Below are 23,457 nucleotides of genomic sequence, written 5' to 3'. Positions count from 1 at the left end.
CCTGTGGGATCACCGGTTCGGCTGGAAGCGGGGAGTGCGGGGCCACGGAAGGGGCGCGCGGTTGCGGCGTGCGCCGGTACCGTCGTCGGTATGGACACGTCCTGGTGGCTCGTCTTCGCGGCGGTGGTGCTGCTCGCGCTCGTGGCGACGCTCGTCGACGGCTGGGGCCGGGGCCGGCGGCCTCGTGGCCGGGGGCGGCGTCCCCGGGGCCGGCGGGACGGGCGCGGCGGGCCCGGCGGGCGGGGGCCCGAGAGCTGAAGCGCCCCGCGACGCGTACGTCGCGGGGCGCTTCGCCGTTCTCCGGGGAGGAGCCGTCAGGCCCAGAGCTGACCGTGGAGGGTCTCGATGGCCGCCTCGGTCGTCTCGGCGGTGTAGACGCCGGTCGACAGGTACTTCCAGCCGCCGTCGGCGACGACGAACACGATGTCCGCGCTCTCCCCCGCCTTGACCGCCTTCTTCCCGACGCCGATCGCCGCGTGCAGGGCGGCGCCGGTGGAGACGCCCGCGAAGATGCCCTCCTGCTGGAGCAGCTCACGGGTGCGGGTGACCGCGTCGGCGGAGCCCACCGAGAAGCGGGTGGTGAGGACGGAGGCGTCGTAGAGCTCGGGGACGAAGCCCTCGTCGAGGTTGCGCAGGCCGTAGACCAGGTCGTCGTAGCGCGGTTCGGCGGCGACGATCTTCACGTCCGGCTTGTGCTCGCGCAGGTAGCGGCCGACGCCCATCAGCGTGCCCGTCGTCCCCAGGCCCGCGACGAAGTGCGTGACCGAGGGCAGGTCGGCGAGGATCTCGGGCCCGGTGCCGGCGTAGTGGGCGCCGGCGTTGTCCGGGTTGCCGTACTGGTAGAGCATCACCCAGTCCGGGTGTTCGGCGGAGAGTTCCTTGGCGACGCGTACGGCGGTGTTGGAGCCGCCCGCGGCCGGGGAGGAGATGATCTCCGCGCCCCACATGGTGAGCAGGTCCCGGCGTTCCTGGGAGGTGTTCTCGGGCATGACGCAGACGATGCGGTAGCCCTTGAGCCTGGCGGCCATGGCCAGGGAGATGCCGGTGTTGCCGCTGGTCGGCTCCAGGATGGTGCAGCCCTTGGTGAGGCGGCCGTCCTTCTCGGCCTGCTCGATCATGTGGAGCGCGGGGCGGTCCTTGATCGAGCCGGTCGGGTTGCGGTCCTCCAGCTTGGCCCAGATGCGGACGTCGGCGGACGGCGACAGCCGCGGCAGGCGCACCAGAGGGGTGTTGCCCACCGCGGCCAGCGGGGAGTCGTAGCGCATCGGCGATCAGGCCATGCCACCGGCGACCGCCGGCAGGATCGTGATGCTGTCGCCGTCGGACAGCTTGGTGTCGATGCCGTCCAGGAAGCGGACGTCCTCGTCGTTCAGGTAGACGTTGACGAAGCGGCGGAGCTGCTCACCCTCGACGATGCGGGCCTGGATGCCCGTGTGCCGGGTCTCGAGGTCGGCGAAGAGCTGGGCGAGGGTGTCCCCGGTGCCCTCCACCGCCTTCTGGCCGTCGGTGTACTGGCGGAGGATGGTCGGGATGCGGACCTCGATGGCCATGGCTGAGTGCTCCTGTCGGAAGTTTGTCGTGGGTTCGTAGGGCGCGCGGCGGCACACGTCTGCACGCCGCGGCTCACGGCCGTACGGCGGCAACGAAGATCAACAGATGGCGCTTTTCAGCCTGCACAGGTCGACGTGCAGCCGCGCCACGAGCAGCATGCCCGGCGCCTTGTCGCTCACGTCGAGAAGAACCATGGGCTCATCGTATCGATTCCCGGTCCGGCATCCGGAGTGTGATCTCACCTGCTGGACCATTTCCGTCCGCTGAATGGGATCAGTACGCCTCGACGACCTTGACCTCCTCTTCCGTGACCTCGCCCTCCACGATGCGGAACGAGCGGAACTGGAACTCACCGGCACCGTCGGTGTCCGCGGTGGAGACGAGGACGTAGTGGGCGCCGGGCTCGTTGGCGTAGGAGATGTCGGTGCGGGAGGGGTGCGCCTCGGTGGCGGTGTGCGAGTGGTAGATGACCACCGGCTCCTCGTCGCGGTCGTCCATCTCGCGGTAGAGCTTGAGGAGGTCCTGCGAGTCGAACTCGTAGAACGTGGGCGAGCGGGCCGCGTTGAGCATGGGGATGAACCGCTCGGGGCGGCCCTCGCCGACGGGACCGGCCACCACGCCGCACGCCTCGTCGGGGTGGTCCTCGCGCGCGTGGGCGACGATCTGGTCGTACAGGGCCTGTGTGATGGTCAGCATGCGGCCAGGATAGACAGACGGGCTCCCCCGTACCGATGGGTGGTACGAGGGAGCCCACATGCCGGACATCCTGAGCGGTGGCCTTAGGGGAAGCCACGAGCGTCCCCGGCGGCCGGACGTCCGCGGTGCGCGCGAAGGCGCTGGTCAGCGGCGTTCGGTGGGTCCGTCAGCCGATCTTCTCGAACTCCGGCTCGCCGGGCCGCTCGGTGATCCGCGGGTTGCGGCTCTTGAGCACCGCCCAGCCGATGCCGAGGGCGGCGGCCCAGCCGGCCATCACGTACAGGCAGACGCGGGCGTCGGCGTCGTAGGCGATGAGGCAGGTGACGAAGAGGAGGAAGGCGATGGCGATGTAGGAGCAGACCGAGCCGCCCGGCGCCGGGAAGGAGGAGGCGGGCAGGCGGCCCGCGACGACCTTGCGGCGGTAGCGCACGTGGCTGATCAGGATCATCAGCCAGGTCCAGATGCCGGCGGCGGTGGCGACGGAGGTGACGTAGCCGAAGGCCTTCTCCGGGACCAGGTAGTTCAGGACCACGCCGATGGCCATGAAGACCACCGAGACGGCGATGCCGATGGCCGGGGTCTTCGTCGAGGACAGCTTGTTGAAGATCCTGGGCGCCTCGCCGTTGTCCGCGAGGGTGCGCAGCATCCGGCCCGTGGAGTACATGCCGGAGTTGCAGGAGGACAGGGCGGCGGTGAGCACGACGAAGTTGACGATGCCCGCGCCGGCCGGGATGCCGATGACCGCGAAGGCCTCCACGAAGGGACTGACGCCCTCGGCGAACTCGGTCCACTTGACCACCGCCAGGATCACGGTGAGGGCGCCGACGTAGAAGAGGGCGATGCGCCAGGGCAGGGTGTTGATCGCCTTGGGGAGGGTCTTCTCCGGGTTCTCGGACTCACCGGCGGTGACGCCGACCAGCTCGACGGCGAGGTAGGCGAACATGACGCCCTGGAGGGTCATCAGGGACGAGCCGATGCCCTTGGGGAAGAAGCCGTCGAACTCCCACAGGTTGGAGACGGCGGCGGTGTCGCCGGCCTGGCTGAAGCCGAGGGTGAGCACACCGATGCCGATCACGATCATGCCGATGATGGCGGTGACCTTGACCATCGAGAACCAGAACTCGATCTCGCCGAACAGCTTCACCGAGATCAGGTTGGCCACGAACAGCAGCACCAGGAAGACCAGGGCCGAGACCCACTGCGGGATGTCCGGGAACCAGTAGTGGATGTAGATGGCGGCGGCGGTGAGCTCCGCCATGCCGGTGACCACCCACATCAGCCAGTACGTCCAGCCGGTGAAGTAACCGAAGAAGGGGCCGAGGAACTCGCGCGAGTACTCGGCGAAGGAGCCGGAGACGGGTCGGTAGAGGAGCAGCTCGCCGAGCGCCCGCATGATGAAGAAGATGATCACACCCGCGAGGGCGTACATGAGGATGATGCTGGGGCCGGCCTTGGCGATGTTGGCCCCGGCGCCCAGGAAGAGACCGACGCCGATGGCGCCGCCGATCGCGATCATCTGGACCTGGCGGCTGTTGAGACCGCGCTCGTAGCCCTCTTCGGGGGCCTTGTCCGTGTCGACCTGCGCAGAGGTCATGTGTGGTGCGCCTTTCTCCATGCCGATCCGGACCTTCTGTCGGCCTCGGATCGGGTCTCGATCCCCCCGGATGATGGAGCTGAGCGGGCCTCACATCCCGCTCGGTGCCTGGCCGGCGGTCTGCCGGCTCGGTGGCGCACCCGGCCGAACATTCGGGTGGTGTTCGCCGGGCGGTCGTGAAGATTTACCACGACGGCGGCGCTGATCACAGGGGCGGACTGTGACGTGTCACACAGGGAGAAGCGGACGAAAGCCGCACCTCCGGGACAAAGGAGGCGCGGCTTTGACGGGATCGTTATCCGGATTTGAGGCCCCGCTGAGCGGACACGGAGAGTGACGAAACGGTCTCGTTCAGGGCATAAGGGTCGCGACGAGCGACTCCTGGAGTCCGCCGAGCCACAGGTAGGCCATCACCATCGGCTTGCGCGGGTCCTCGTCCGGCAGCCGGTAGAGCAGGTCGGTGTCGTCCTCGTCGACGATCTCCAGGCGGGAGCCGATCGCCAGGCGCAGGTCGTTCAGGGCGCGCAGCCACTGCTGGGACTCCTGGGGCGACAGCTTCAGCACCGCGCCCTCCTCGCCCGCCGACGCCGAGGAGAGGGCGTCCAGGGTGCGGACCACCGCCAGCGCGTTGTCCCGCTTGCCGGCCCGCAGGTCGTTCTCGGTGTAGCGACGGAACTCCGCGGAGTGCGCCCGCTGCTCCTCGGCCTCCTGGGCCTGCGGGGCGCCCTCGGGGTCGCCGTAGGCGTCCGGGAACAGGCGGCGCAGCACCGGGTCGGAGGGCGGCTCGCTCGGGCCCTCGGCGAACAGCTCGGCGAGCGGGTCGTCGGAGGCGTCCTCGGCGGGCCCTGGGCCGATCAGCTCCAGGAGCTGCACGGCCAGCGAGCGGATGATGGAGATCTCGACGTCGTCGAGCGCGACGGCCGCGCCGCCGCCGGGGAGCGGTTCGAATTGTCCGGGCATGAAGGCGATTCAGCTGCTTCCGTCCTGCGGGCGGGCGTGGGTCGTTTCCGGGCTCATTTCCGGTCCTGCTGGAGGGTGGCCCACAGACCGTAGCCGTGCATGGCCTGTACGTCCCGTTCCATCTCCTCCCGGCTGCCGCTGGAGACGACCGCCCGGCCCTTGTGATGGACGTCCATCATGAGCTTGGTGGCCTTGTCCTTGGAGTAGCCGAAGTACGACTGGAAGACGTACGTCACGTAGCTCATGAGGTTGACGGGATCGTTGTGGACGATCGTCACCCAGGGCACGTCGGGCTCGGGTACGGCGAAGACCTCCTCCGTCGGCTCGGTCTTCTCGATCTCCATGGGTGCGGCTGCCGTCACACAGCCCATGCTGCCACCACAGGGGGGCACCCGCACAAACGGGCCTGTGGCGGGCGCCACGCGCACCGGACGGCCATCGAAATCGTCAGAGTGACGAAATGGGGGTACGATCCGTCGTATGAACACAGCGGACCTTGGGCTGCCGGTGGACGTCCCCTCGACGGCGCTCTTCACGGACCAGTACGAGCTGACCATGCTGCGCGCAGCCCTGAAGGCCGGTACGGCCGGGCGGCGGAGCGTGTTCGAGGTCTTCACCCGGCGGCTGCCGGACGGCCGCCGCTACGGCGTGGTGGCGGGCACCGGGCGGGTGCTGGACGCGGTGGAGAACTTCCGCTTCGATGCGGACGTGCTGCGCTTCCTGCGCGAGCAGGACATCGTCGACGAGGAGACCCTGGACTGGCTCGCCCAGTACCGGTTCAGCGGCGACATCTGGGGCTATCCCGAGGGCGAGGTCTACTTCCCGGGCTCGCCGATCATGCGGGTCGAGGGCACCTTCGGCGAGTGCGTGCTGCTGGAGACGGTGATCCTGTCTATCCTCAACCACGACTCGGCGATCGCGGCCGCCGCCTCCCGCATGTCCTCCGCGGCCGGACAGCGCCCGCTGATCGAGATGGGCGCCCGCCGCACCCACGAGCTGGCCGCCGTCGCCGCCGCCCGCTCGGCCTACGTCGGCGGCTTCGCGACCACCTCCGACCTGGCCGCCGGCTTCCGCTACAACATCCCCACCGTCGGCACCTCCGCCCACGCCTTCACCCTGCTGCACGACAACGAGCGGGACGCCTTCCGCGCCCAGGTGGATTCGCTGGGCCGGGACACCACGCTCCTGGTGGACACCTACGACGTCGCCGAGGCGGTCCGTACGGCCGTGGAGGTCGCCGGGCCCGAGCTGGGCGCGGTACGCATCGACTCCGGCGACCTGCTGCTGGTCGCGCACCGGGTGCGCCAGCAGCTGGACGAGCTGGGCGCCACCGAGACGAAGATCGTCGTGACCTCGGACCTGGACGAGTACGCCATCGCCTCGCTGGCGGCGGCGCCCGTGGACGCCTACGGCGTCGGCACCCAGCTGGTGACCGGCTCCGGGCACCCGACGGCCTCGATGGTCTACAAGCTGGTCGCCCGCGCCGAGTCCGGCGAGGAGGGGGCGCCGCTGGTGCCGGTGGCCAAGAAGTCCAGCGGCGGCAAGACCTCCATCGGCGGCCGCAAGTGGGCCGCACGCCGCCTGGACGCGGAGGGGTACGCCGAGGCCGAGGTGGTCGGCACCGGTCCGGTGCCCGACGATCTCGCCGGCCGGCAGCTCCTGGTCGAGCTGGTCAAGGGCGGCGAGGTCGTCGCCCGCGAGCCGCTGGACGCCGTCCGGGACCGGCACGCGGCCGCCCGCGCCAACCTCCCGCTGTCCGCCACCCAGCTCTCCCGAGGGGAACCCGTCATTCCGACGGAGTACGCACACGGGGGGTCGGGTAGCTAAAGCTGGTGCGGTCCCACAAGGGCCGAATCAGCCCCGCGTCCCCCGTCCCGTCCGTCCCCCATCCCACAGTCGACCCAGTCGAAGGACACCGATCATGCGCCGCGCCTTGATCGTCGTAGACGTGCAGAACGACTTCTGCGAGGGAGGCAGCCTCGCGGTGTCCGGCGGTGCCGACGTGGCCGCCGCCATCACCGAGCTGATCGGGCAGGCGCCCGCCGGCTACCGCCACGTCGTGGCCACCCGCGACCACCACGTCGCCCCGGGCGGCCACTTCGCCGACAACCCGGACTACGTCCACTCCTGGCCGGCGCACTGCGTCGCGGGCACCGAGGGGGTCGGCTTCCACCCGAACTTCGCGCCCGCCGTCGCCTCCGGCGCGATAGACGCCGTCTTCGACAAGGGCGCGTACGCGGCCGCCTACAGCGGCTTCGAGGGCGCCGACGAGAACGGCACGGGCCTCGCCGAGTGGCTGCGCTCCCGCGAGATCGACGAGGTCGACGTCGTGGGCATCGCCACCGACCACTGCGTGCGGGCCACCGCCCTGGACGCCGCCCGCGAGGGCTTCCGCACGCAGGTGCTGCTCGACCTGACGGCCGGAGTGGCCGCGGAGACCACCGAGCGGGCGCTGGAGGAGCTGCGGGAGGCGGGCGTGGAGCTGTCCGGGAAGCCGGTCGTGCAGTAGCCGGCTCCGCCTAGGTCTGCGCGGTCGGGCGTCTGAGCAGGGCGCGGATCGGGTGCCACAGCTCCTGGACCAGGTCCGGGCCGCCCACGGCGCCCGCCACCGGCGCCGTACGCCATATCAGGCCGTCCGGGTGGTGCAGGACCGCGGTGATCTCGTCCGGGGTGGGCGGAGCCGCGTTGCCCCGCAGGTAGACGCTGCGCAGCCCCAGGTTGCGCAGCCTGGTCAGGGCGCGCGCCCGGTTCTGGGCGTGGACGAGAAAGCGCACGCTGCCGGCGCTCGCCGGGGCGGGGCTGGGCAGGTTCAGTGCCACCACCACCGTGCCGTTCGGCAGCTTGCAGAAGCCTCCTGCGGCCATGCGGTCATACCCCCGAGTCAGCCTGTGCCGGTCCGGTTGTCGGACCCGGTGTCAATAAGAGAACCACAGGACGCACCTAAACACGGATCGGCGGCGACCCGCCAGGGGGTCACCGCCGATCATGCTCTGACCTGGGCAGATGCTATTTACCTGCCCGCGGGGCCAACCTCGAGCTCGATCGTCGAGCCGTTCTTGGCCTCCTTCAGAATCTTGATCTTCGTGTTGGTGTCAGTGATCTGGACACCGCCGGTCGGGTTCGCCGGGTCGTAGTAGTCGTTCTTGCGGTCGTTGAAGACCGAGACGCCCTTCGAGCCCGGGACGTACTTCGCGACGTCCGCCTTGTGCAGCGTCATGCCGTCCGTGCGGTAGAGGCTGAACGGCGAGTCGTACGCCTGGAAGCGGTTGCGCATCAGCGTCCCGTCCTTCCACTTCAGCGCGGTCGGGTGCGAGTCGATCGGCAGGACCAGGCCCTTGCCCGGGTGCTGGCTGGTGTTGTTGTCAGCCTGGGAGGTGTCCCACTTCCAGATCAGCAGGCCGTTCTGGTACGCGTAGTGCTCGACCCAGTTCGGGCGCTCCGAGAAGCCGAAGTTGTACGGGCCGGTCTTCAGCGTCTTGTCGTACGACACGTACTGCCGGTTCTCGGCGATGTAGTACTGCGCGTACTCCTTGGTGAAGGAGGCGCCCTTGCGGGTGAAGCCGACCGCCGTCCACGCGTCGTCCGCGGTCTCCGCGTTGTCGGAGAAGAGCGTCTCGCCGTCGGCCGTCACCGCGATCTCGTCGGCGGTGAAGCCCTTCATGGCCAGGCCGCCGTCGGTCTGGTAGCGGAAGCGCAGGTCGATCTTCTTGCCGGCGTAGGCGTCCAGCGGGTAGACCAGCTTGCCGTAGGCGTCCACGGTGGCGCTCAGGGCGGGCTTGTCACTGCCGTCGCGCTGGATCGGCTGCCCGTCGAACGTGCCGTCGATGGCGGTCCAGTTGGCGCCGCCGTCGGTGGACACCTCGGTGTAGAGGAAGTCGTAGTCGGCCTCGATGTCGTACCAGCCGTCCAGGGTGAGGGAGGCGGCCGACTTGCCGGTGAGGTCGACGCTGCGGCTCAGGGTGTTCTTGAGGTCGTTGCCGCTGCCGCTCCACCACTGGGTCTTGCCCTCGGCGGGGGTCACGATCTCGGTGGTGACCTCCTCCTTCGGCAGCTCGACGACCAGGCCCTGCTTGTGCTTGGTGTTGTACTCGGCCAGGCCCAGCTTGTGCCAGGAGTTGACGCCCGCCTTGGCGGTGTCGTAGTTCAGCCAGCCCAGCTGGAGCTTGTCCCAGGCGTTCATGTCGCCGGGCAGGTCGCCGATCTCGTTGCGGCCGGTGCCCAGCCACGAGCCGGACGACATCAGCGTCCAGAAGCCGGTGGAGTTGTCGCCGCCTGCGGTGTCGTAGTGGTCCGGCAGGCCGAGGTCGTGGCCGTACTCGTGCGCGTAGACGCCGAGTCCGCCGTTCTCCGGCTGGATGGTGTAGTCGCCGACCCAGACGCCGGTGTCGCCGATCTGGGTGCCGCCGAGCTTGTTGTCGGCGGGGCCGGTGGCGCCGGCGTCGGTGCCGAAGGCGTACCAGCGGTGGGCCCAGATGGCGTCCTCGCCCTGCGCGCCGCCGCCCGCGGACTCGTCCTCGCCGGCGTGCACGATCTGGAAGTGGTCGATGTAGCCGTCGGGCTCGTTGAAGTCGCCGTCGCCGTCGAAGTCGTAGCGGTCCCACTGGTCGTACTGGGTCAGCTGGGACTTGATCTGGGCGTCGGTGCGGCCGGCCGCCTTCTGGTCCGCGACCCAGGCGGTGACGCCGTCCTGCACCGCGTACCAGGCGCAGTTGTCGGGGTCGCACTTGTTGGAGCCGTAGCGGGCCTCGTTGTACGGGACCTTGACCCAGTCGGAGACCTCGCCGTCGACCGAGTAGCGGCCGGAGGACTGCTTCTCGTAGTAGGTCTTGACCGAGTTGACGCCCTTGCCGGAACCGAAGTACAGGTCCTGGAAGTGCTCCTGGTCGTAGTCCTCCTGCCAGGCCGTGGAGTTGTCCGTCTTCCGGTTCGGCTTGGCTATCTCGTTGTGCAGCGGGCCGGCGTCGCCGCCGTAGCGGCTGTCGACCTGGTCGCCGAACTCGACCAGGATGGTGAAGATCTTGTCGGTCTTCTCCCGGCCCAGCTCGACGTACTTGGCGTCGCCCTTCTTGCTCTTCAGCTGGACGACGTTGGAGCCGTCCTTCTTCTTCACCGACGCGTTGCCGGATATGACCTGCTTCAGGGCCTCCTCACGCTGGGCGGCCTGAGTGTCGCTCAGGGGGCCCTTCAGGTCGTGGGAGCGCGTGGTCTTGTCCGGGCTGGGGTCGTGGCGGTCCACGGCCTCCGGCCGGGACGGCGAGTCCGCCTGCGCCACGCCGGCCGCCGACATCGTGGCGGTGGCTGCGGCGAGTGCGACGGTGGTCGCCGCCGTTCTGAACGTCCAGGATCTTCTGGTCACTTGAGTTCCTCCCCCGCGTCCACGCGCGCGGATGGGGGGACCAGGACATGGCAAAGTCCGCGCACACGTGCTCAACGCGTGTAGTCAAGTGACGACATTCGACTAGAGGTTCACCGGAAAAGACAGACCTTGACTTGAGCAGAACAAGTGCACTATGCGGAGTCGTCGTTCGCTTTGCGGACACCGGATCGTGACCTGAGTCCGGTACGTCGAGGGCCGGCCGGCACCCGACGGGCGCGCGGGACCGTCCACTTCCCGGACGTCATGAATCCGTGCGCCCCCCGTGCATCGGCCATGTCGGTTAGGTCGTGCTTACTGCTGGTTCCACTCGGGCACACAGCGGGTTAGAGTCGCTTGGCGGAACGCCCGGAAGCCGGCGGAAAGCCAGGCCGACAGCCCGTCTCACCCCATGATTGTCTTCCGAGGACACGATGGCCATGCCCCGTCCGACTGCCGCCCAGTTCGCCTACGGTTCGTGCACCGTGATCTTCTCGACACTCGCCATGCTGCTGCTGTCGCGGACGAGTTCGGGTCCCGGAGTCGCCCTCATCGCCGTCGCGGCCCTCGCCCTCGGCCTGTTGGTCGCCATGACGGTCCCCCTGCCCAGGACGCGCGCGATGACCGCCGTACCCTCCCACCGCCTCGGGGCGGGCCGGGAACCGGTGCAGATGCCGGCGGCGGCCCGGGTCTCCGCGGGCGCGGGAGCGGGCGAGGCGACGCGCGGGCGGGCCGCCTGAGCGTCCGGCTCCGTCAGCGCGTGCTGACCACGACCGTCTTGGCCGCCTTGTCGTGCAGGCCCTGTTTGTAGGGCTTGTCGAAGAAGCTCCAGCCACCCGCGATGATCGTCCACACGCAGGCGCAGCAGAACGCGAACGGGATCCACAGCACCAGGGCGCGGATCAGCGACGTCTGCACCGAGGGCGTCGCCCCGTTGTCCAGGTTGGCCACCCGCATCCCGAGCCACTTCTTGCCCAGGGTCTGGCCCGTCCTGGTGGTCATGTAGGTGTCGTACGCGATGTAGAGCACGGCGGCGATCACGGACTGCCCGAAGGACTTGCCGACGGAGACGTCGTCGCCGTCCACCGTGTACTCCTGGACGTTGAACGCCCAGCTGAGCAACCAGACCACGATGCCCACGAGGATCATGTCGATGATCCGCGCGAGCGTGCGCCGCCCGCTGTCGGCGAGCGGCGGCATCCCCGCCAGCGGATCGCCGGGGTACCCGCCACCGCCGTACGGGTCACCACCGTAGGGTCCGCCACCGCCGGGCGGAGGCCCACCGTAGGGACCTCCACCACCCGGGGGCGGGGGGCCGCCGTAAGGGCCGCCTCCGCCGGGGGGCGGGGGCGGGTTGTCGTAGGGGTTCTTCCTCAGCGGGTCGTCTTCCGGCGGTTCGCTGCTCATGTCCCGAGTCGAACCCGGAGTCTCTCTCCTCGCATCCGGCGAGCGTCCGTCCGGAGTAGCGAAGGTTCGTGGTCGGGTGCGGGTGCGTTGTGGTTGCTCGCGCCCGCGCGGCGGAGCCGCATATTCGACACAGCCCCGCGCCCCTGAAGGGGCGCGTCCAGTGCACGCCCTTCTTTTAGGGGCGCGGGGAACCGCGCGACCAGCCCCCACGCACCCGCACCCGAAGACGAGACCCCCCGCTCCCCCGACCCCACTCGCCCAGCTAGCCCGCGACAAACGTGCTGGCGGCCTTGTCGTGCCAGCACTGGTGCCAGGGGCGGTCGAACAGGCACCACGCGACGCCGACCACGCCGACGGCGAGGAGGCCGGGGACGCTGTAGACCAGCCAGCGGCGCAGGGCCGCGCCGAAGGCCGGCGGCTCGTGGGACTCGATGCCCCGGACCTCGAGGCCGAGCAGTTTCTTGCCCAGGGTGCGGCCCCACTTGGCGGTGGGCAGCGCCTCGTAGACGACGCCGAAGAGCAGCAGGACCGCGAGCACGATGCCCAGGTACACGGACGTCGTGCCGTCCAGCAGCCAGACCGTGACGGTCTCGCCGGAGAGCTTGGCCTCGTCGATCTTGTCGTTGACGTGGTCGACCGCCTTGAGGCCGAGAGGTACGGCGGCCACGGCGGTGACGCCCCCGAGGACGACCGTGTCGATCAGCCGGGCGGCCAGCCGCTTGCCGAGCCCGGCGGGCCGGGCGGCGGCCTGGCGGCGGGCGGCGGCCTGGAACACGTCCTCGACCGGCGGCTTCCACGGTGCGACAGGCGGCTCCTCCGCGCCCGCCCCGGCCAGCCGGTGCACCTGCTGCGCCCAGGAGGTCTGACCGCCGCCGGGTCCGCCCGCCGCGAGCGGGGCGGGGGCGGCAGGCTGCTGCTGCGGAGGTGCCTGGTGGGGCACCGCGGGGGTGGCGGGCGTCGGGGGCGCCTGCGCGGCGGCGGCCCGGGCGGCTGCCGCCTTGCCGGCACCGAACCCGGGCCCGGAGGCGGGACCGGAGCCGGACGCGGGACCGGCTTCGGGGCCGGGGCCGCCCGGCTGCGGGCCCGGGCGCGGGGTGACCGCGCGGAAGGTCATGGTGCCCTCGTCCTGCGCGGCGGCGGGGGCGTCCTGCCGTCCCGCCGTGGGCCGGCGGAAGACGAAGGTGTTGCCGGCCTCGGCCTCCGCCCCGCCGGGTGCGGCGCCCTCCGAGGCGCCCGGACGCGCCGTGCCGGAGGCGGCCGCGGCGTCCTGCCCGGGATGGTCACCGGCCGCCGAGCCGCCCGAGCCCGCTGCCGTGCCCGCCGCGCGGGAGCTCGCAGCGCCGGAGTCCGCGGCCCCCGCGCGGGGGTCGCCCGCGCCGCCGTCGGCGGGTGGCGCCGCCTGCCGGGCGTGCGGGACGCGCGGGTCCGCGCCGCGCGCCGCGCCCGGCCAGGCGGCGCGCTGCTCCGGGGCGTCGGCGGCACCGGACGGGGCGGCGCGGTCGTCGGCCCAGGCCGCGGCGGACTCCGGACGGCTGCCGTGCTGGGACGCGGCGGCGGGCGGCGGGTCCTCGACCGGGTCCTCGTCGAAGAAGTGCGGGCCGGTCTCCTCGACGGAGGGCCGCGCGCCGGGCGGGGGCGCGAGCGGCTCGCCGTCCTTGGGGGCGGGGCGGCTCGTGCCCGCCACCCAGGAGGCGCCGTTCCAGTACCGGACGTATCCGGGAATGGAGGGGTCCGGGTAATACCCCTCGCGGGGCCTGTCGTCGCCGGGGGCCGGGGTTGGGGCGCTCATGTCCGTCGTCCCGTATCTGCTCGGGGGTTGATAGAGGGGCCTCAACATCTATCAGACGGGCGCAATCCGCACCGCCGGTCCCGCCGTACCCGCCCCTTTCCGGGCAACCTCGTGCCGGGACCTTCACATCCGGGCCGGGCCCCGGTCCGGGGTGCGGAAAAAAGTTCCCCGGACCCGCGTAATGCTCCGGGCCCGGCCCGCTCTCTCCGGGCAAGGACGTACGAGACTCGGGAGAGGAACCCGCCATGCACACCAACCCCACCGGCCCCATCGTCGTGGAACGCGAGCTGGAGCTGAGGCTCATCCTGTCGCCCGAGAGCGGCATCCCGGTGCCGGCCAGGCTCGGCTACCACACGGACGATCCCTACGCCGTGCACATCACCTTCCACATCGACTCCGGCCACCCGGTGCACTGGACGTTCGCCCGCGACCTCCTGGTGGAGGGCGTCTTCCGGCCGTCGGGGCACGGGGACGTGCGGGTGTGGCCGTCGAAGACGGAGGGCCGCAGCGTCGTACTCGTCGCGCTGAGCAGCCCGGACGGCGACGCCCTGCTGGAGGCGCCCACGCCCCAGGTGTCGGCCTGGCTGGAGCGGACCCTGCGGGCGGTGCCGCCGGGGACCGAGGGCGCGCAGCTCGGGATCGACGACGGGCTGGCCGAGCTGCTCGCCCGGTGAGGAGCGGCACGGGACGAAGGAGCGAACGTCAGAAGAGCTTGCCCGGGTTGAGGATGCCCAGCGGGTCGAAGACCTGTTTGACGGCCCGCTGCATCTCCAGGCCCACCGGGCCGATCTCCCGCGCCAGCCACTCCTTCTTCAGGACGCCCACGCCGTGCTCGCCGGTGATGGTGCCGCCGAGTTCCAGGCCGAGCGCCATGATCTCGTCGAAGGACTCGCGGGCCCGCCGGGACTCGTCGGGGTCCTGGGCGTCGAAGCAGACGGTGGGGTGGGTGTTGCCGTCGCCCGCGTGGGCGCAGACCCCGATGGTGAGGCCGTACTTGGCGCCGACGCGCTCGATGCCCGCCAGCATGTCGCCGAGCCGGGAGCGGGGCACGCACACGTCGTCGATCATCGTGGTGCCCTTGACGGCTTCGAGGGCGGTGAGGGCCAGGCGCCTGGCCTGGAGGAGGAGTTCGGACTCGGCGGCGTCCTCGGCCGGGACCACCTGCGTGGCGCCCGCGGCCTCGCACAGGGCGCCGACGGCGGCGAGGTCGGCGGCCGGGTCGGCGGTGTCGAAGGCGGCGAGGAGCAGGGCCTCGGTGGTCTCCGGCAGGCCCATGTGGGCGAGGTCGTTCACCGCCTTGACGGTCGTACGGTCCATCAGTTCGAGGAGGGAGGGGACGTGACCCCCTTCCATGATCCGGCAGATCGCGTCGCAGGCGGCGGACGCGGAGGCGAACTCGGCGGCCAGCACCAGCTGCTCGGGCGGCTGGGGACGCAGCCCCAGGACGGCCTTCACGACGATGCCGAGTGAGCCCTCGGAGCCGACGAAGAGCCGGGTGAGGTCGTACCCGGCGACGCCCTTGGCGGTGCGGCGGCCGGTGGACATCAGGCGGCCGTCGGCGAGGACGACGTCGAGGCCGAGGACGTACTCGGCGGTCACCCCGTACTTGACGCAGCACAGGCCGCCCGAGGCGGTGCCGATGTTGCCGCCGATGGTGCACATCTCCCAGCTGGAGGGGTCCGGCGGGTAGTAGAGGCCGTGTTCGTTCACCGCGCGGGAGAGCGCGGCGTTGACGACGCCCGGTTCGACGACGGCGACGCGGTCGACCGGGTTGATCTCCAGGATGCGGTCCATCTTCGTCAGGGAGAGGACCACGCAGCCGTCGGTGGCGTTGGCCGCGCCGGACAGGCCGGTGCGGGCGCCCTGCGGGACCACGGGTACGCGCAGCTCGGTGGCGGTGCGCATGACGTGCTGGACGTCCTCCACGGTGCGCGGCAGGACGACCGCGGCGGGGGCGCCGGCCGGGCAGAAACTGGCCATGTCGTTGGCGTAGGCGGACGTGACGTCGGGGTCGGTGAGGACCGACGCGGCGGGCAGACCGGCCAGCAGCCGGTCGACGAGAGTGCTCCGATCGCCGAGGGTGCTCCGGTCGCCGGGGGTGCGGTGGACCGTCGCGGCTGCGTCGTCTTCGTCGCGAGGCGCTTCGATACGGCTCATGATCACAGGCTCGCATCCACGGCCATCGGTGTGAACCCCGCGGGCGGCTGCCGTCGCCTGCCCGGTGTGATCGTCATATGGGCGCACAGTGGGCGCCATGGAGGTCATGGAGAGGCTCACCCGGCGGGAACAGGGCGGGGCACCGGCACCCGGGCGGCGGTCGCGCCGTGGGCGCCGGGTGCTGATCGCCTCCGTCGCCGGGGCCGCCGTACTCGGCGGGGTCCTGGTGCTGCTCCCCTGGGGAGCCGGTGATGCTCCCCCGCCCGCGCCGGGGCCCGCGGCGCTGGCGCGCGGGGCGGTCACCACCGGTGTGCCGGCCGCGCTGCCGGACCTGGCCGCGCTGATCGGCGACCGGGAGACCCATCTGCGGGCGCATCCGCTGGACGGGGCGTCGTGGGCGGTGCTCGGCGCCGCGTACGTGGAGCAGGGCCGCCGGACGGCCGACGGCGCGAACTGGCCGAAGGCCGAGAAGGCGCTGCGCACCTCGCTGAAGACGGGACCGGAGCGCAACCCGCAGGCCCTGGAGGGGCTCGCGGCGCTGGCGGTGGCCCGCCGGGACTTCCCGGCGGCGAAGAAGTGGGGCGAGAGCGCGGTGAAGGCCGCGCCGAAGCGGTGGACGGCGCACGCGGTGCTGATCGGCGCCTACACCGGGCTCGGCGACGACAAGGGCGTGGGCCGCGCCCTGGACAAGGTGATGGAGCTGCGCCCGGGCACCGCGGCGGTGGGCGCGCTGGCGGCGGCCGTCTACCGGGACCGGGGCTGGCGGGAGGACGCGGCGGCCCGGATCTCGGACGCCGCGGCCGCCGCCGGGGCACCGGCCGAGCGGGCGGCGTACCTGGAGCAGGCCGGGCGGCTGGCGTTCGAGCGCGGGGACCGCGAGGAGGCGCTGCGCTTCTTCCAGGAGGCGCTGCGCACCGACCCGGACCAGCGGGCCGCGCAGGCCGGGCAGGGCCGGGCGCTGGCGGCGCTGGGCCGGACGACGGAGGCGCTGTCGGCGTACCAGGCGGCGCTGGCCAAGCGGCCGAGCCCCGAGTACGCGCTGGAGCTGGGCGAGCTGTACGAGTCGCTGGGCCTCGGCCAGGCGGCGCGGGTGGAGTACGACCTGCTGCGGGAGCGGGCGCGGGGCGCGGAGGCGGCCGGGGCCGACGAGCAGCTGGTGCTGGGGCGGCTGGACGCGGACCACGGCGATCCGGCGGCGGCGGTGGAGCGGCTGCGGGCCGAGTGGGGGCGGCAGCCGGGGACCGCGGTGGCCGACGCGCTGGGCTGGGCACTGCACCGCGCCGGTGCGGACGAGGAGGCGCTGGAGTTCGCGACGATCGCGACCGACGGCGACAAGGGCGGCGGGGTGCGCAGCGCGCTGTACGTGTTCCACCGGGGGGTGATCGAGAAGGAGCTGGGGCAGCACGCGCCCGCGCGGCGGCACCTCGGGGAGGCGCTGACGATCAATCCGTACTTCTCGCCGCTGCGGGTGCCGGAGGCGAAGCGGGCGCTGGCGGAGCTGGGCGAGCCCCCGGTGGAGGGCCCGCCCGCCTGAGATCTGCCGGTGCGGAGCTGGTCTCAGAGGTTGCCGCGCTTCTCCTGCTCGCGCTCGATCGCCTCGAACAGGGCCTTGAAGTTGCCCTTGCCGAAGCCCATGGAGCCGTGACGCTCGATCATCTCGAAGAAGACCGTCGGACGGTCCTGGACCGGCTTGGTGAAGATCTGCAGCAGGTAGCCGTCCTCGTCCCGGTCGACGAGGATCTTCAGCTCGCGCAGGATGTCGACGGGCACCCGGGTCTCGCCGGCCCACTCGCCGAGCGTGTCGTAGTACGAGTCGGGGGTGTCCAGGAACTCGACGCCGGCCGCCCTCATCGCGCGGACGGTCGACACGATGTCGTTGGTGTTCAGCGCGATGTGCTGGACGCCGGCGCCGCCGTAGAACTCCAGGTACTCGTCGATCTGGGACTTCTTCTTGGCGACGGCGGGCTCGTTGATCGGGAACTTCACCTTGAGGGTGCCGTCGGCCACGACCTTCGACATCAGCGCGCTGTACTCGGTGGCGATGTCGTCGCCCACGAACTCCTTCATGTTCGTGAAGCCCATGACCTTGTTGTAGAAGCCGACCCACTCGTTCATGCGGCCGAGTTCGACGTTGCCGACGCAGTGGTCCACGGCCTGGAAGACACGCTGCTCGGGCGGGGCGACCATCGGCTTGGCGGCGACGTACCCGGGCAGGTACGGGCCGTCGTAGCCGGTGCGCTCCACGAGGGTGTGCCGGGTCTCGCCGTAGGTGGCGATGGCGGCGAGGACGACGGTGCCGTGCTCGTCCTTGACCTCGTGCGGCTCGGCGAGCGAGCGGGCGCCGTGCTCGACGGCGTAGGCGTGGGCGGCGCGCGCGTCCGGCACCTCGATGGCCAGGTCGACGACGCCGTCGCCGTGCTCGGCGACGTGCTGGGCCAGGAAGGTGCCCCAGTCGGTCGAGGGCTTGATCACCGAGGTGAACACGAAGCGGGCGGAGCCGCTCTCCAGGACGTAGCTCGCGGTCTCCCGGCTGCCGTTCTCCGGTCCGGAGTACGCGACCAGCTTCATGCCGAAGGCGGTGGAGTAGTAGTGCGCGGCCTGCTTGGCGTTGCCCACGGCGAAGACGACCGCGTCCATTCCCTTGACCGGGAAGGGGTCGGCCTGCCGGGCGGTGTCGGGAGTGTGGTGTGTGGTCTGCGTCATAGCCGCAGGTTCTCCCCTGTTCGCAAGGTGCGCAATAGTTTGCGTTTTCAGTGGGCAACATGACCAGTGCTCTGCCGGTACGGGCGGGCGATCTGTACAGGATGACCAGCAGGGAGGGTGTGGGTATGGCGGGTACGGGGATCGACCGGCTGGACGGGCGGATCATCGGTCTGCTGGCACGGGAGCCGCGGATCGGGGTGCTGGAGATGTCCCGGCGGCTCGGGGTGGCGCGCGGCACCGCGCAGGCGCGGCTCGACCGGCTTCAGTCGAACGGAGTCATCCGCGGCTTCGGTCCCGAGGTGGACCCGGCAGCCCTCGGCTACCCGGTCACCGCCTTCGCCACGCTGGAGATCCGGCAGGGTCAAGGGGCCGACGTACGGGCGCACTTGGCGACGGTGCCAGAGGTGCTGGAGCTGCACACCACGACCGGCACCGGGGACATGCTGTGCCGCCTCGTGGCCCGCTCGAACGCCGATCTCCAGCGGGTGATCGACCGGGTTGTCGGTTTTGATGGCATCGTCCGGGCCGCCACGGCGATCGTCATGGAGAACCCCGTTCCGCTGCGGATCATCCCGCTGGTGGAGCAGGCGGCCGGGGACAGCGGCGGACACGACTGAGGCAGGCCGGCCCGATCCCGGAGGTGAGCGGACGTGAACTTCTGGGACTTTCTGGGCAGCCGCCACCAGCAGTTGCTCGCCGACGCCTACCAGCACGCCAGCGCGGTCTTCCAGTGCATGGTCGTGGCGACCCTGATCGGGGTGCTGATCGGTGTCCTCACCTACCGCAGCGACTGGGCGGGGAACCTGGCGACCCTGTCCACGTCGACCATCCTCACCATCCCGTCGCTGGCGATGATCGGTCTGCTCATCCCGATCGTCGGCCTCGGCGTGCCGCCGACGGTGACGGCGCTGACCCTGTACGGGCTGCTGCCGATCGTGCGGAACTCGATCGTGGGCCTGCGCGGGGTGGACCCGGCGCTGGTGGACGCGGCCAAGGGCATCGGGATGTCGCGTCCGGCGCGGCTGCTGCGGGTGGAGCTGCCGCTGGCCTGGCCGCCGATCCTGACCGGCATCCGGGTCTCCACACAGATGCTGATGGGCATCGCGGCGATCGCCGCCTACGCCTCCGGGCCGGGCCTCGGCAACGAGATCTTCCGCGGGATCGCCTCGCTGGGCAGCAAGAACGCGCTCAATCAGGTCCTCGCGGGCACGCTCGGGATCATCGTCCTGGCCCTGCTGTTCGACGCGGCGTACGTGCTGCTGGGACGGCTGACCATTCCGAGGGGGATCCGTGTCTGAGAACGGTCACGACAGCGCCACCGGGGCGACCATCGAGCTGGAGGCCCTCACCAAGCGCTACCCGGGCACTCCGCAGCCCGCCGTCGAGAACGTGTCGATGGAGATCAAGGCCGGGGAGACGGTCATCTTCGTGGGCCCCTCGGGCTGCGGGAAGTCCACCACCCTGAAGATGATCAACCGGCTGATCGAGCCCAGCGGCGGCCGCATCCGCATCAACGGCGAAGACGTCACCGACATCGACCCGGTGAAGCTGCGCCGCAAGGTCGGCTACGCGATCCAGTCCTCCGGTCTCTTCCCGCACATGACCGTCGCCCAGAACATCGCGCTGGTGCCGAAGATGATCGGCTGGTCGAAGGCGCGGATCCGGGAGCGGGTGGAGGAGATGCTGGACCTGGTCGGCCTGGACGCCGGGGAGTTCCACGGCCGCTATCCGCGCCAGCTGTCCGGCGGCCAGCAGCAGCGGGTGGGGGTGGCGCGGGCGCTGGCGGCCGACCCGCCCGTGCTGCTGATGGACGAGCCGTTCGGCGCGGTCGACCCGATCACCCGGGACCACCTCCAGGACGAGCTGATCCGCCTCCAGCACGAACTGCACAAGACGATCGTCTTCGTCACCCACGACTTCGACGAGGCGATCAAGCTGGGCGACCGGATCGCCGTGCTCCGCGAACGCTCCCACATCGCGCAGTTCGACACCCCGGAGGCGATCCTCACCAACCCGGCGGACGACTTCGTGTCCGGCTTCGTGGGGGCGGGCGCGGCCCTCAAGCGCCTGAACCTGACCCGGGTGCGGGACGTGGGCATCACGGACTACCCGACGGTGACCGTGGAGGACCCGCTCCAGCACATCTTCGACCGGCTGCGGGATTCGGGCACCAACGAGATCCTGCTCCTGGACCGACGCGGGCGCCCCTACAAGTGGCTGCGGCGCGGCGACCTGATGCGGGCCAGGGGCTCGCTGGCGCGGGCCGGGACGCTGGTCCACGACACGGTGACCCGGGACGCGACGCTGCGGGACGCGCTGGAGGCGGTGCTCACCGACAACGCGGGGCGGGTCGCGGTCACCGGGCGGCGCGGCGCGTACGAGGGCGTCGTCGACATGGAGACGCTGATGAACTCCGTGCACGAGCTGCTGGAGGCCGACCGGCTGGACGCGCTGGAGCACCAGCACGATCTGGAGGAGACCCGGGCCACGCAGACACACACCGAGCAGGAGGGCTTCGGCGAGGTCGGAGGCCGCGCGTGAGCAGCTCCGCCCGCCCCTCCCCCGGCCGCCGCCCCGAGGGCGAGCACGAGGTCAAGGGGCTCGCCTTCCGGGACGAGGGCGGGGGCGAGAACGGGGACGAGGCGGAGGGCGGGGGGCAGGGCGGGACAGCGCCGCCGTCGCCGGTGGCGGCGGGCCCCCGGGTCGGCTGGCGCAAGCTGACCTTCCTGCCGGTCGTGCTGATCGCCGTACTGCTGGCGACCTGGCTGTGGTTCCGGCAGGCGGACCTGGACGCGCTCAGCCGGAACGCCCTGGGCAACGGCCAGGTCACCAAGGCCCTGTGGCAGCACGTCCAGCTGACCGTGATCTCCACCTTCTTCGTACTGATCATCGCGATCCCGCTGGGCATCCTGCTCACCCGCAGGGCGTTCCGGAAGGCGACCCCGTTCGCGATGGCGTTCGCCAACATGGGCCAGGCGACCCCGGCGATCGGCCTGCTGGCGCTGCTGGTGATCTGGCTGGGCATCGGCCGCCGGGCCGCCCTGATCGGCATCATCATCTACGCCATCCTGCCCGTCCTCTCCAACACCATCGCCGGCCTGAAGGCGAACGACCCGACGCTCCTGGAGGCCGCCCGCGGCATCGGCATGTCCCCGCTGGGCGTGCTCACCCGGGTGGAACTCCCGCTGGCCGTCCCGCTCATCCTGGCCGGCGTGCGCACGGCCCTGGTCCTGAACGTCGGTACGGCGACGCTGGCCACCTTCGGCGGCGGCGGTGGCCTGGGCGTCCTGATCACCACCGGCATCACCAGCCAGCGGATGCCGGTGCTGGTCCTCGGTTCGATCCTCACCGTCGCCCTGGCGCTGCTGGTGGACTGGCTGGCCTCACTGGCGGAGCTGCTGCTGCGGCCGCGGGGCCTGGAGGTGGGCACATGAGACGGCGTACCTGCTGGGCGCTGGCCGCCGCACTCCTTTCCGCCTCCGCCGGGTGCGGTCTGACCAGCGGCTCCCCGATGGTCGACGACGTGGAGCCGGGCTCGATCGGGAAGGGACGCCCCCTGGAGGGCGCCGATCTGACGGTCACGTCGAAGGAGTTCACCGAGCAGCTGGTCCTCGGCGCGATCATGGGCATCGCCTTCGAGGCGGCCGGGGCGGAGGTGCTCGACCGCACCGGCATCCAGGGCTCGGTGGGCACCCGCGCGGCGGTCGAGAACGGTGACGCCGACGCCACGTACGAGTACACCGGCACCGCGTGGATCACGTACCTGGGCAACAGCAAGCCGATCCCCGACCCGGAGCAGCAGTGGAAGGCGGTGAAGGAGGCCGACGCGAAGAAGGGCCTGACGTGGCTGGAGCCGGCCCGCCTGAACAACACGTACGCGTTGGCGATGAACCAGGCCAACTACAAGAAGTACCGGACGAAGACCCTCTCGGAGGTCACCGCCCTGTCCAAGTCGGACCCGGGCGCGGTGACGCTGTGTGTGGAGGGCGAGTTCGCCAACCGCGCGGACGGCCTGCCGGGCCTGGAGAAGGCGTACGGCATGTCGCTGCCCGCCGGGAACATCACGCAGATGGACACCGGCATCATCTACACCCAGACCGCGAAGGGCGCCTGCACCTACGGCGAGGTGTACACCACCGACGGGCGGATCAAGTCCATGAACCTGGTGGTGATGGAGGACGACAAGAAGTTCTTCCCGAACTACAACGCGGCGCCCATGGTCCGCACGGCCACCCTGAAGAAGTGGCCGGCGATCGCGTCCGTCCTGGACCCGGTCACGGAGGCCCTGACCAACGACGTGGCGCAGACCCTGAACGCGAAGGTCGACGTGGACGGCGAGGACCCGCACCAGGTGGCGCTGGACTGGATGAAGGAGAAGGGCTTCGTGAAGGAGGGGTAGTGAGGTCCGGGGCCGCGGTGCTCAGCAGGCGGGGACGCTCCCCTTCCCGCTCTCCAGCGCCTTCAGCGAGTCGACGGCGCCCTTGAGCGTCGTCACCGGGATCAGCCGGAGCCCCTTCGGCAGCTCGGCCCGCGCGTCCGAGCACTCGGCCTTCGGCACCAGGAAGACGGTGGCCCCGTCCCGCCGGGCGGCCTGCGTCTTGAGCGGAACCCCGCCGACGGCACCGACCTTGCCGCCGTCGGTGATGGTCCCGGTCCCGGCGACGACCTTGCCCCCGGTCAGGTCCCCGGCGCCGAGCTTGTCGACGATGCCGAGCGAGAACAGCAGCCCGGCGCTGGGCCCGCCGACGTCCTCCAGCCGGAGCTTGACGTCGACGTCGCCCTTGTCCATCCGCAGATACCGGAGCGCGGCCGTGGTGGCCGAGTCCTGCGACTCCTTCATCTGCTCCTGGTTGTACTGCTCGATCTCGCTCACGTCGTCGCCGCTCGGGTAGACGGCGTCGCGCGGCATCACGGCCCGGTCGGTGTCGAACCAGCTGCCGAGCACGTCCCCGAGGTGGATGCTCGCGTCCGGCCCGGTCGCCTCGATCGTCGTCATCCGCAGCTGACCGCTGGTGTCGTGCGTCGGCGCGCCGCTGATCGTGATCACCTCGGCGCCCTGGTTCTTCCCCAGCACGTCGGCCGTCAGCCCCGGCTGCGCCACGGAGAACGGCAGGGGCGCGAACACGGCGGTCGCGAGCAGCGCCACGACGGGCAGACCGCAGACGGCGAGGAACTGGGGACGCGTGAGACGAGAGAGCACGGAGTCAATCTAACGTGGCGCGATCCCCGTGGCTCCGACGCCCGGGC

Annotated in this window: 25 protein-coding genes; 11 read left to right on the top strand and 14 right to left on the bottom strand. The window is 71.1% G+C overall.

Annotation, left to right across the window (positions count from 1 at the left end; translation table 11 throughout):
• Nucleotides 1–90: 90 nt before the first annotated feature.
• Entirely contained in the window at nucleotides 91–258 is a 168-nt protein-coding gene (locus tag ACZ7MF_RS22640) for a hypothetical protein (RefSeq protein ID WP_361001249.1), read from the top strand.
• Between the two features lie 56 nt (nucleotides 259–314).
• On the opposite strand, the gene ACZ7MF_RS22635 is transcribed toward ACZ7MF_RS22640, so the two are convergent.
• The 7 genes from ACZ7MF_RS22635 to clpS all read right to left on the bottom strand — a co-directional run bounded on the left by ACZ7MF_RS22635 (nucleotide 315) and on the right by clpS (nucleotide 5,172).
• Entirely contained in the window at nucleotides 315–1,265 is a 951-nt protein-coding gene (locus ACZ7MF_RS22635; protein ID WP_471479146.1) for a PLP-dependent cysteine synthase family protein, read from the bottom strand.
• Between the two features lie 6 nt (nucleotides 1,266–1,271).
• The gene (locus ACZ7MF_RS22630) at nucleotides 1,272–1,550 is read right to left on the bottom strand and encodes a MoaD/ThiS family protein (RefSeq protein WP_388517616.1); all 279 of its coding nucleotides are present in this window, start codon (nucleotides 1,548–1,550) and stop codon (nucleotides 1,272–1,274) included.
• Nucleotides 1,551–1,649: 99 nt separating this feature from the next.
• On the bottom strand, nucleotides 1,650–1,745 hold the full coding sequence (locus ACZ7MF_RS22625; protein WP_356858523.1) for a putative leader peptide: 96 nt from the start codon (nucleotides 1,743–1,745) through the stop codon (nucleotides 1,650–1,652).
• Between the two features lie 79 nt (nucleotides 1,746–1,824).
• A complete protein-coding gene (locus ACZ7MF_RS22620; protein WP_030180146.1) occupies nucleotides 1,825–2,247 on the bottom strand; it encodes a M67 family metallopeptidase in 423 nt (140 codons plus the stop codon).
• A 166-nt stretch (nucleotides 2,248–2,413) separates the two neighbouring features.
• The gene (locus ACZ7MF_RS22615) at nucleotides 2,414–3,841 is read right to left on the bottom strand and encodes an amino acid permease (RefSeq protein WP_471479144.1); all 1,428 of its coding nucleotides are present in this window, start codon (nucleotides 3,839–3,841) and stop codon (nucleotides 2,414–2,416) included.
• Between the two features lie 351 nt (nucleotides 3,842–4,192).
• Nucleotides 4,193–4,801: a DUF2017 domain-containing protein gene (locus tag ACZ7MF_RS22610; protein ID WP_471479142.1), complete on the bottom strand. Its 609-nt coding sequence runs from the start codon at nucleotides 4,799–4,801 to the stop codon at nucleotides 4,193–4,195.
• A 53-nt stretch (nucleotides 4,802–4,854) separates the two neighbouring features.
• Nucleotides 4,855–5,172, bottom strand: coding sequence for an ATP-dependent Clp protease adapter ClpS (clpS, locus tag ACZ7MF_RS22605; RefSeq protein ID WP_087809089.1), 318 nt, complete (start codon nucleotides 5,170–5,172; stop codon nucleotides 4,855–4,857).
• 109 nt (nucleotides 5,173–5,281) lie between these two features.
• Between clpS and ACZ7MF_RS22600 the strand changes: the two genes are divergently transcribed.
• Both ACZ7MF_RS22600 and ACZ7MF_RS22595 read left to right on the top strand, forming a co-directional pair.
• Nucleotides 5,282–6,628 (top strand): nicotinate phosphoribosyltransferase, encoded by a 1,347-nt coding sequence (locus tag ACZ7MF_RS22600; RefSeq protein ID WP_471479140.1) that lies wholly within the window; start codon nucleotides 5,282–5,284, stop codon nucleotides 6,626–6,628.
• A gap of 94 nt (nucleotides 6,629–6,722) precedes the next feature.
• Nucleotides 6,723–7,310, top strand: a complete 588-nt coding sequence (locus ACZ7MF_RS22595) for a nicotinamidase (protein WP_003975893.1) — start codon at nucleotides 6,723–6,725, stop codon at nucleotides 7,308–7,310.
• Between the two features lie 10 nt (nucleotides 7,311–7,320).
• Here the strand turns inward: ACZ7MF_RS22595 and ACZ7MF_RS22590 are convergent, their stop codons facing one another.
• Both ACZ7MF_RS22590 and ACZ7MF_RS22585 read right to left on the bottom strand, forming a co-directional pair.
• Entirely contained in the window at nucleotides 7,321–7,665 is a 345-nt protein-coding gene (locus ACZ7MF_RS22590; RefSeq protein ID WP_003975892.1) for a hypothetical protein, read from the bottom strand.
• A 146-nt stretch (nucleotides 7,666–7,811) separates the two neighbouring features.
• Complete coding sequence (locus ACZ7MF_RS22585) at nucleotides 7,812–10,157, bottom strand: immune inhibitor A domain-containing protein (protein WP_471479138.1); 2,346 nt, start codon at nucleotides 10,155–10,157, stop codon at nucleotides 7,812–7,814.
• Nucleotides 10,158–10,594: 437 nt separating this feature from the next.
• Here ACZ7MF_RS22585 and ACZ7MF_RS22580 point away from each other — a divergent pair, with 437 nt between their 5' ends.
• Nucleotides 10,595–10,894, top strand: coding sequence for a hypothetical protein (locus tag ACZ7MF_RS22580; RefSeq protein WP_360999672.1), 300 nt, complete (start codon nucleotides 10,595–10,597; stop codon nucleotides 10,892–10,894).
• 13 nt (nucleotides 10,895–10,907) lie between these two features.
• Here ACZ7MF_RS22580 and ACZ7MF_RS22575 read toward each other — a convergent pair whose 3' ends face one another.
• Together ACZ7MF_RS22575 and ACZ7MF_RS22570 are read right to left on the bottom strand one after the other, a co-directional pair.
• Complete coding sequence (locus ACZ7MF_RS22575) at nucleotides 10,908–11,561, bottom strand: RDD family protein (protein WP_471479136.1); 654 nt, start codon at nucleotides 11,559–11,561, stop codon at nucleotides 10,908–10,910.
• 262 nt (nucleotides 11,562–11,823) lie between these two features.
• A complete protein-coding gene (locus ACZ7MF_RS22570; RefSeq protein ID WP_471479135.1) occupies nucleotides 11,824–13,350 on the bottom strand; it encodes an RDD family protein in 1,527 nt (508 codons plus the stop codon).
• Between the two features lie 245 nt (nucleotides 13,351–13,595).
• Here ACZ7MF_RS22570 and ACZ7MF_RS22565 point away from each other — a divergent pair, with 245 nt between their 5' ends.
• The gene (locus tag ACZ7MF_RS22565) at nucleotides 13,596–14,024 is read left to right on the top strand and encodes an SsgA family sporulation/cell division regulator (RefSeq protein WP_356858543.1); all 429 of its coding nucleotides are present in this window, start codon (nucleotides 13,596–13,598) and stop codon (nucleotides 14,022–14,024) included.
• A 28-nt stretch (nucleotides 14,025–14,052) separates the two neighbouring features.
• On the opposite strand, the gene ACZ7MF_RS22560 is transcribed toward ACZ7MF_RS22565, so the two are convergent.
• Nucleotides 14,053–15,513, bottom strand: a complete 1,461-nt coding sequence (locus ACZ7MF_RS22560) for an FAD-binding oxidoreductase (RefSeq protein WP_471479134.1) — start codon at nucleotides 15,511–15,513, stop codon at nucleotides 14,053–14,055.
• A gap of 91 nt (nucleotides 15,514–15,604) precedes the next feature.
• Here ACZ7MF_RS22560 and ACZ7MF_RS22555 point away from each other — a divergent pair, with 91 nt between their 5' ends.
• On the top strand, nucleotides 15,605–17,041 hold the full coding sequence (locus tag ACZ7MF_RS22555; RefSeq protein ID WP_471479132.1) for a tetratricopeptide repeat protein: 1,437 nt from the start codon (nucleotides 15,605–15,607) through the stop codon (nucleotides 17,039–17,041).
• 23 nt (nucleotides 17,042–17,064) lie between these two features.
• On the opposite strand, the gene hppD is transcribed toward ACZ7MF_RS22555, so the two are convergent.
• Entirely contained in the window at nucleotides 17,065–18,210 is a 1,146-nt protein-coding gene (gene hppD / locus ACZ7MF_RS22550) for a 4-hydroxyphenylpyruvate dioxygenase (RefSeq protein ID WP_471479131.1), read from the bottom strand.
• Between the two features lie 125 nt (nucleotides 18,211–18,335).
• Here hppD and ACZ7MF_RS22545 point away from each other — a divergent pair, with 125 nt between their 5' ends.
• From ACZ7MF_RS22545 to ACZ7MF_RS22525, 5 genes are read left to right on the top strand one after another with little or no spacing between them, the layout of a single operon-like run.
• A complete protein-coding gene (locus tag ACZ7MF_RS22545; RefSeq protein ID WP_109032672.1) occupies nucleotides 18,336–18,827 on the top strand; it encodes an Lrp/AsnC family transcriptional regulator in 492 nt (163 codons plus the stop codon).
• 33 nt (nucleotides 18,828–18,860) lie between these two features.
• Nucleotides 18,861–19,508, top strand: coding sequence for an ABC transporter permease (locus ACZ7MF_RS22540; RefSeq protein WP_115742374.1), 648 nt, complete (start codon nucleotides 18,861–18,863; stop codon nucleotides 19,506–19,508).
• On the top strand, nucleotides 19,501–20,751 hold the full coding sequence (locus ACZ7MF_RS22535; protein ID WP_471479129.1) for a betaine/proline/choline family ABC transporter ATP-binding protein: 1,251 nt from the start codon (nucleotides 19,501–19,503) through the stop codon (nucleotides 20,749–20,751). The genes ACZ7MF_RS22540 and ACZ7MF_RS22535 overlap by 8 nt, the downstream gene beginning before the upstream one ends.
• Nucleotides 20,748–21,644, top strand: coding sequence for an ABC transporter permease (locus ACZ7MF_RS22530; protein ID WP_471479127.1), 897 nt, complete (start codon nucleotides 20,748–20,750; stop codon nucleotides 21,642–21,644). The genes ACZ7MF_RS22535 and ACZ7MF_RS22530 overlap by 4 nt, the downstream gene beginning before the upstream one ends.
• Complete coding sequence (locus tag ACZ7MF_RS22525; protein WP_471479125.1) at nucleotides 21,641–22,609, top strand: glycine betaine ABC transporter substrate-binding protein; 969 nt, start codon at nucleotides 21,641–21,643, stop codon at nucleotides 22,607–22,609. Before ACZ7MF_RS22530 ends, ACZ7MF_RS22525 begins: the two co-directional genes overlap by 4 nt.
• 21 nt (nucleotides 22,610–22,630) lie before the next feature.
• Here the strand turns inward: ACZ7MF_RS22525 and ACZ7MF_RS22520 are convergent, their stop codons facing one another.
• Nucleotides 22,631–23,410 carry a S16 family serine protease gene (locus tag ACZ7MF_RS22520; protein ID WP_471479124.1) on the bottom strand — a complete coding sequence of 260 codons (780 nt, stop codon included), beginning with the start codon at nucleotides 23,408–23,410 and terminating at the stop codon, nucleotides 22,631–22,633.
• Nucleotides 23,411–23,457 lie beyond the last annotated feature (47 nt).

Source organism: Streptomyces sp. NPDC111628 (assembly GCF_055635195.1).
Note: the sequence above shows the minus strand (reverse complement) of the source record. Positions and strands in the feature narration are given on the sequence as shown.

Excerpts from the sequence above, each read along its gene's own strand:
- hppD (WP_471479131.1), bottom strand. The coding sequence starts at position 18,210 with ATGACGCAGACCACACACCACACTCCCGACACCGCCCGGCAGGCCGAC.
- ACZ7MF_RS22565 (WP_356858543.1), top strand. The coding sequence starts at position 13,596 with ATGCACACCAACCCCACCGGCCCCATCGTCGTGGAACGCGAGCTGGAG.
- ACZ7MF_RS22590 (WP_003975892.1), bottom strand. The coding sequence starts at position 7,665 with ATGGCCGCAGGAGGCTTCTGCAAGCTGCCGAACGGCACGGTGGTGGTG.
- ACZ7MF_RS22625 (WP_356858523.1), bottom strand. The coding sequence starts at position 1,745 with ATGGTTCTTCTCGACGTGAGCGACAAGGCGCCGGGCATGCTGCTCGTG.
- ACZ7MF_RS22575 (WP_471479136.1), bottom strand. The coding sequence starts at position 11,561 with ATGAGCAGCGAACCGCCGGAAGACGACCCGCTGAGGAAGAACCCCTAC.
- ACZ7MF_RS22570 (WP_471479135.1), bottom strand. The coding sequence starts at position 13,350 with ATGAGCGCCCCAACCCCGGCCCCCGGCGACGACAGGCCCCGCGAGGGG.
- ACZ7MF_RS22580 (WP_360999672.1), top strand. The coding sequence starts at position 10,595 with ATGCCCCGTCCGACTGCCGCCCAGTTCGCCTACGGTTCGTGCACCGTG.
- ACZ7MF_RS22555 (WP_471479132.1), top strand. The coding sequence starts at position 15,605 with ATGGAGGTCATGGAGAGGCTCACCCGGCGGGAACAGGGCGGGGCACCG.
- clpS (WP_087809089.1), bottom strand. The coding sequence starts at position 5,172 with ATGGGCTGTGTGACGGCAGCCGCACCCATGGAGATCGAGAAGACCGAG.
- ACZ7MF_RS22600 (WP_471479140.1), top strand. The coding sequence starts at position 5,282 with ATGAACACAGCGGACCTTGGGCTGCCGGTGGACGTCCCCTCGACGGCG.
- ACZ7MF_RS22610 (WP_471479142.1), bottom strand. The coding sequence starts at position 4,801 with ATGCCCGGACAATTCGAACCGCTCCCCGGCGGCGGCGCGGCCGTCGCG.
- ACZ7MF_RS22635 (WP_471479146.1), bottom strand. The coding sequence starts at position 1,265 with ATGCGCTACGACTCCCCGCTGGCCGCGGTGGGCAACACCCCTCTGGTG.
- ACZ7MF_RS22525 (WP_471479125.1), top strand. The coding sequence starts at position 21,641 with ATGAGACGGCGTACCTGCTGGGCGCTGGCCGCCGCACTCCTTTCCGCC.
- ACZ7MF_RS22545 (WP_109032672.1), top strand. The coding sequence starts at position 18,336 with ATGGCGGGTACGGGGATCGACCGGCTGGACGGGCGGATCATCGGTCTG.
- ACZ7MF_RS22615 (WP_471479144.1), bottom strand. The coding sequence starts at position 3,841 with ATGACCTCTGCGCAGGTCGACACGGACAAGGCCCCCGAAGAGGGCTAC.
- ACZ7MF_RS22630 (WP_388517616.1), bottom strand. The coding sequence starts at position 1,550 with ATGGCCATCGAGGTCCGCATCCCGACCATCCTCCGCCAGTACACCGAC.
- ACZ7MF_RS22595 (WP_003975893.1), top strand. The coding sequence starts at position 6,723 with ATGCGCCGCGCCTTGATCGTCGTAGACGTGCAGAACGACTTCTGCGAG.
- ACZ7MF_RS22620 (WP_030180146.1), bottom strand. The coding sequence starts at position 2,247 with ATGCTGACCATCACACAGGCCCTGTACGACCAGATCGTCGCCCACGCG.
- ACZ7MF_RS22640 (WP_361001249.1), top strand. The coding sequence starts at position 91 with ATGGACACGTCCTGGTGGCTCGTCTTCGCGGCGGTGGTGCTGCTCGCG.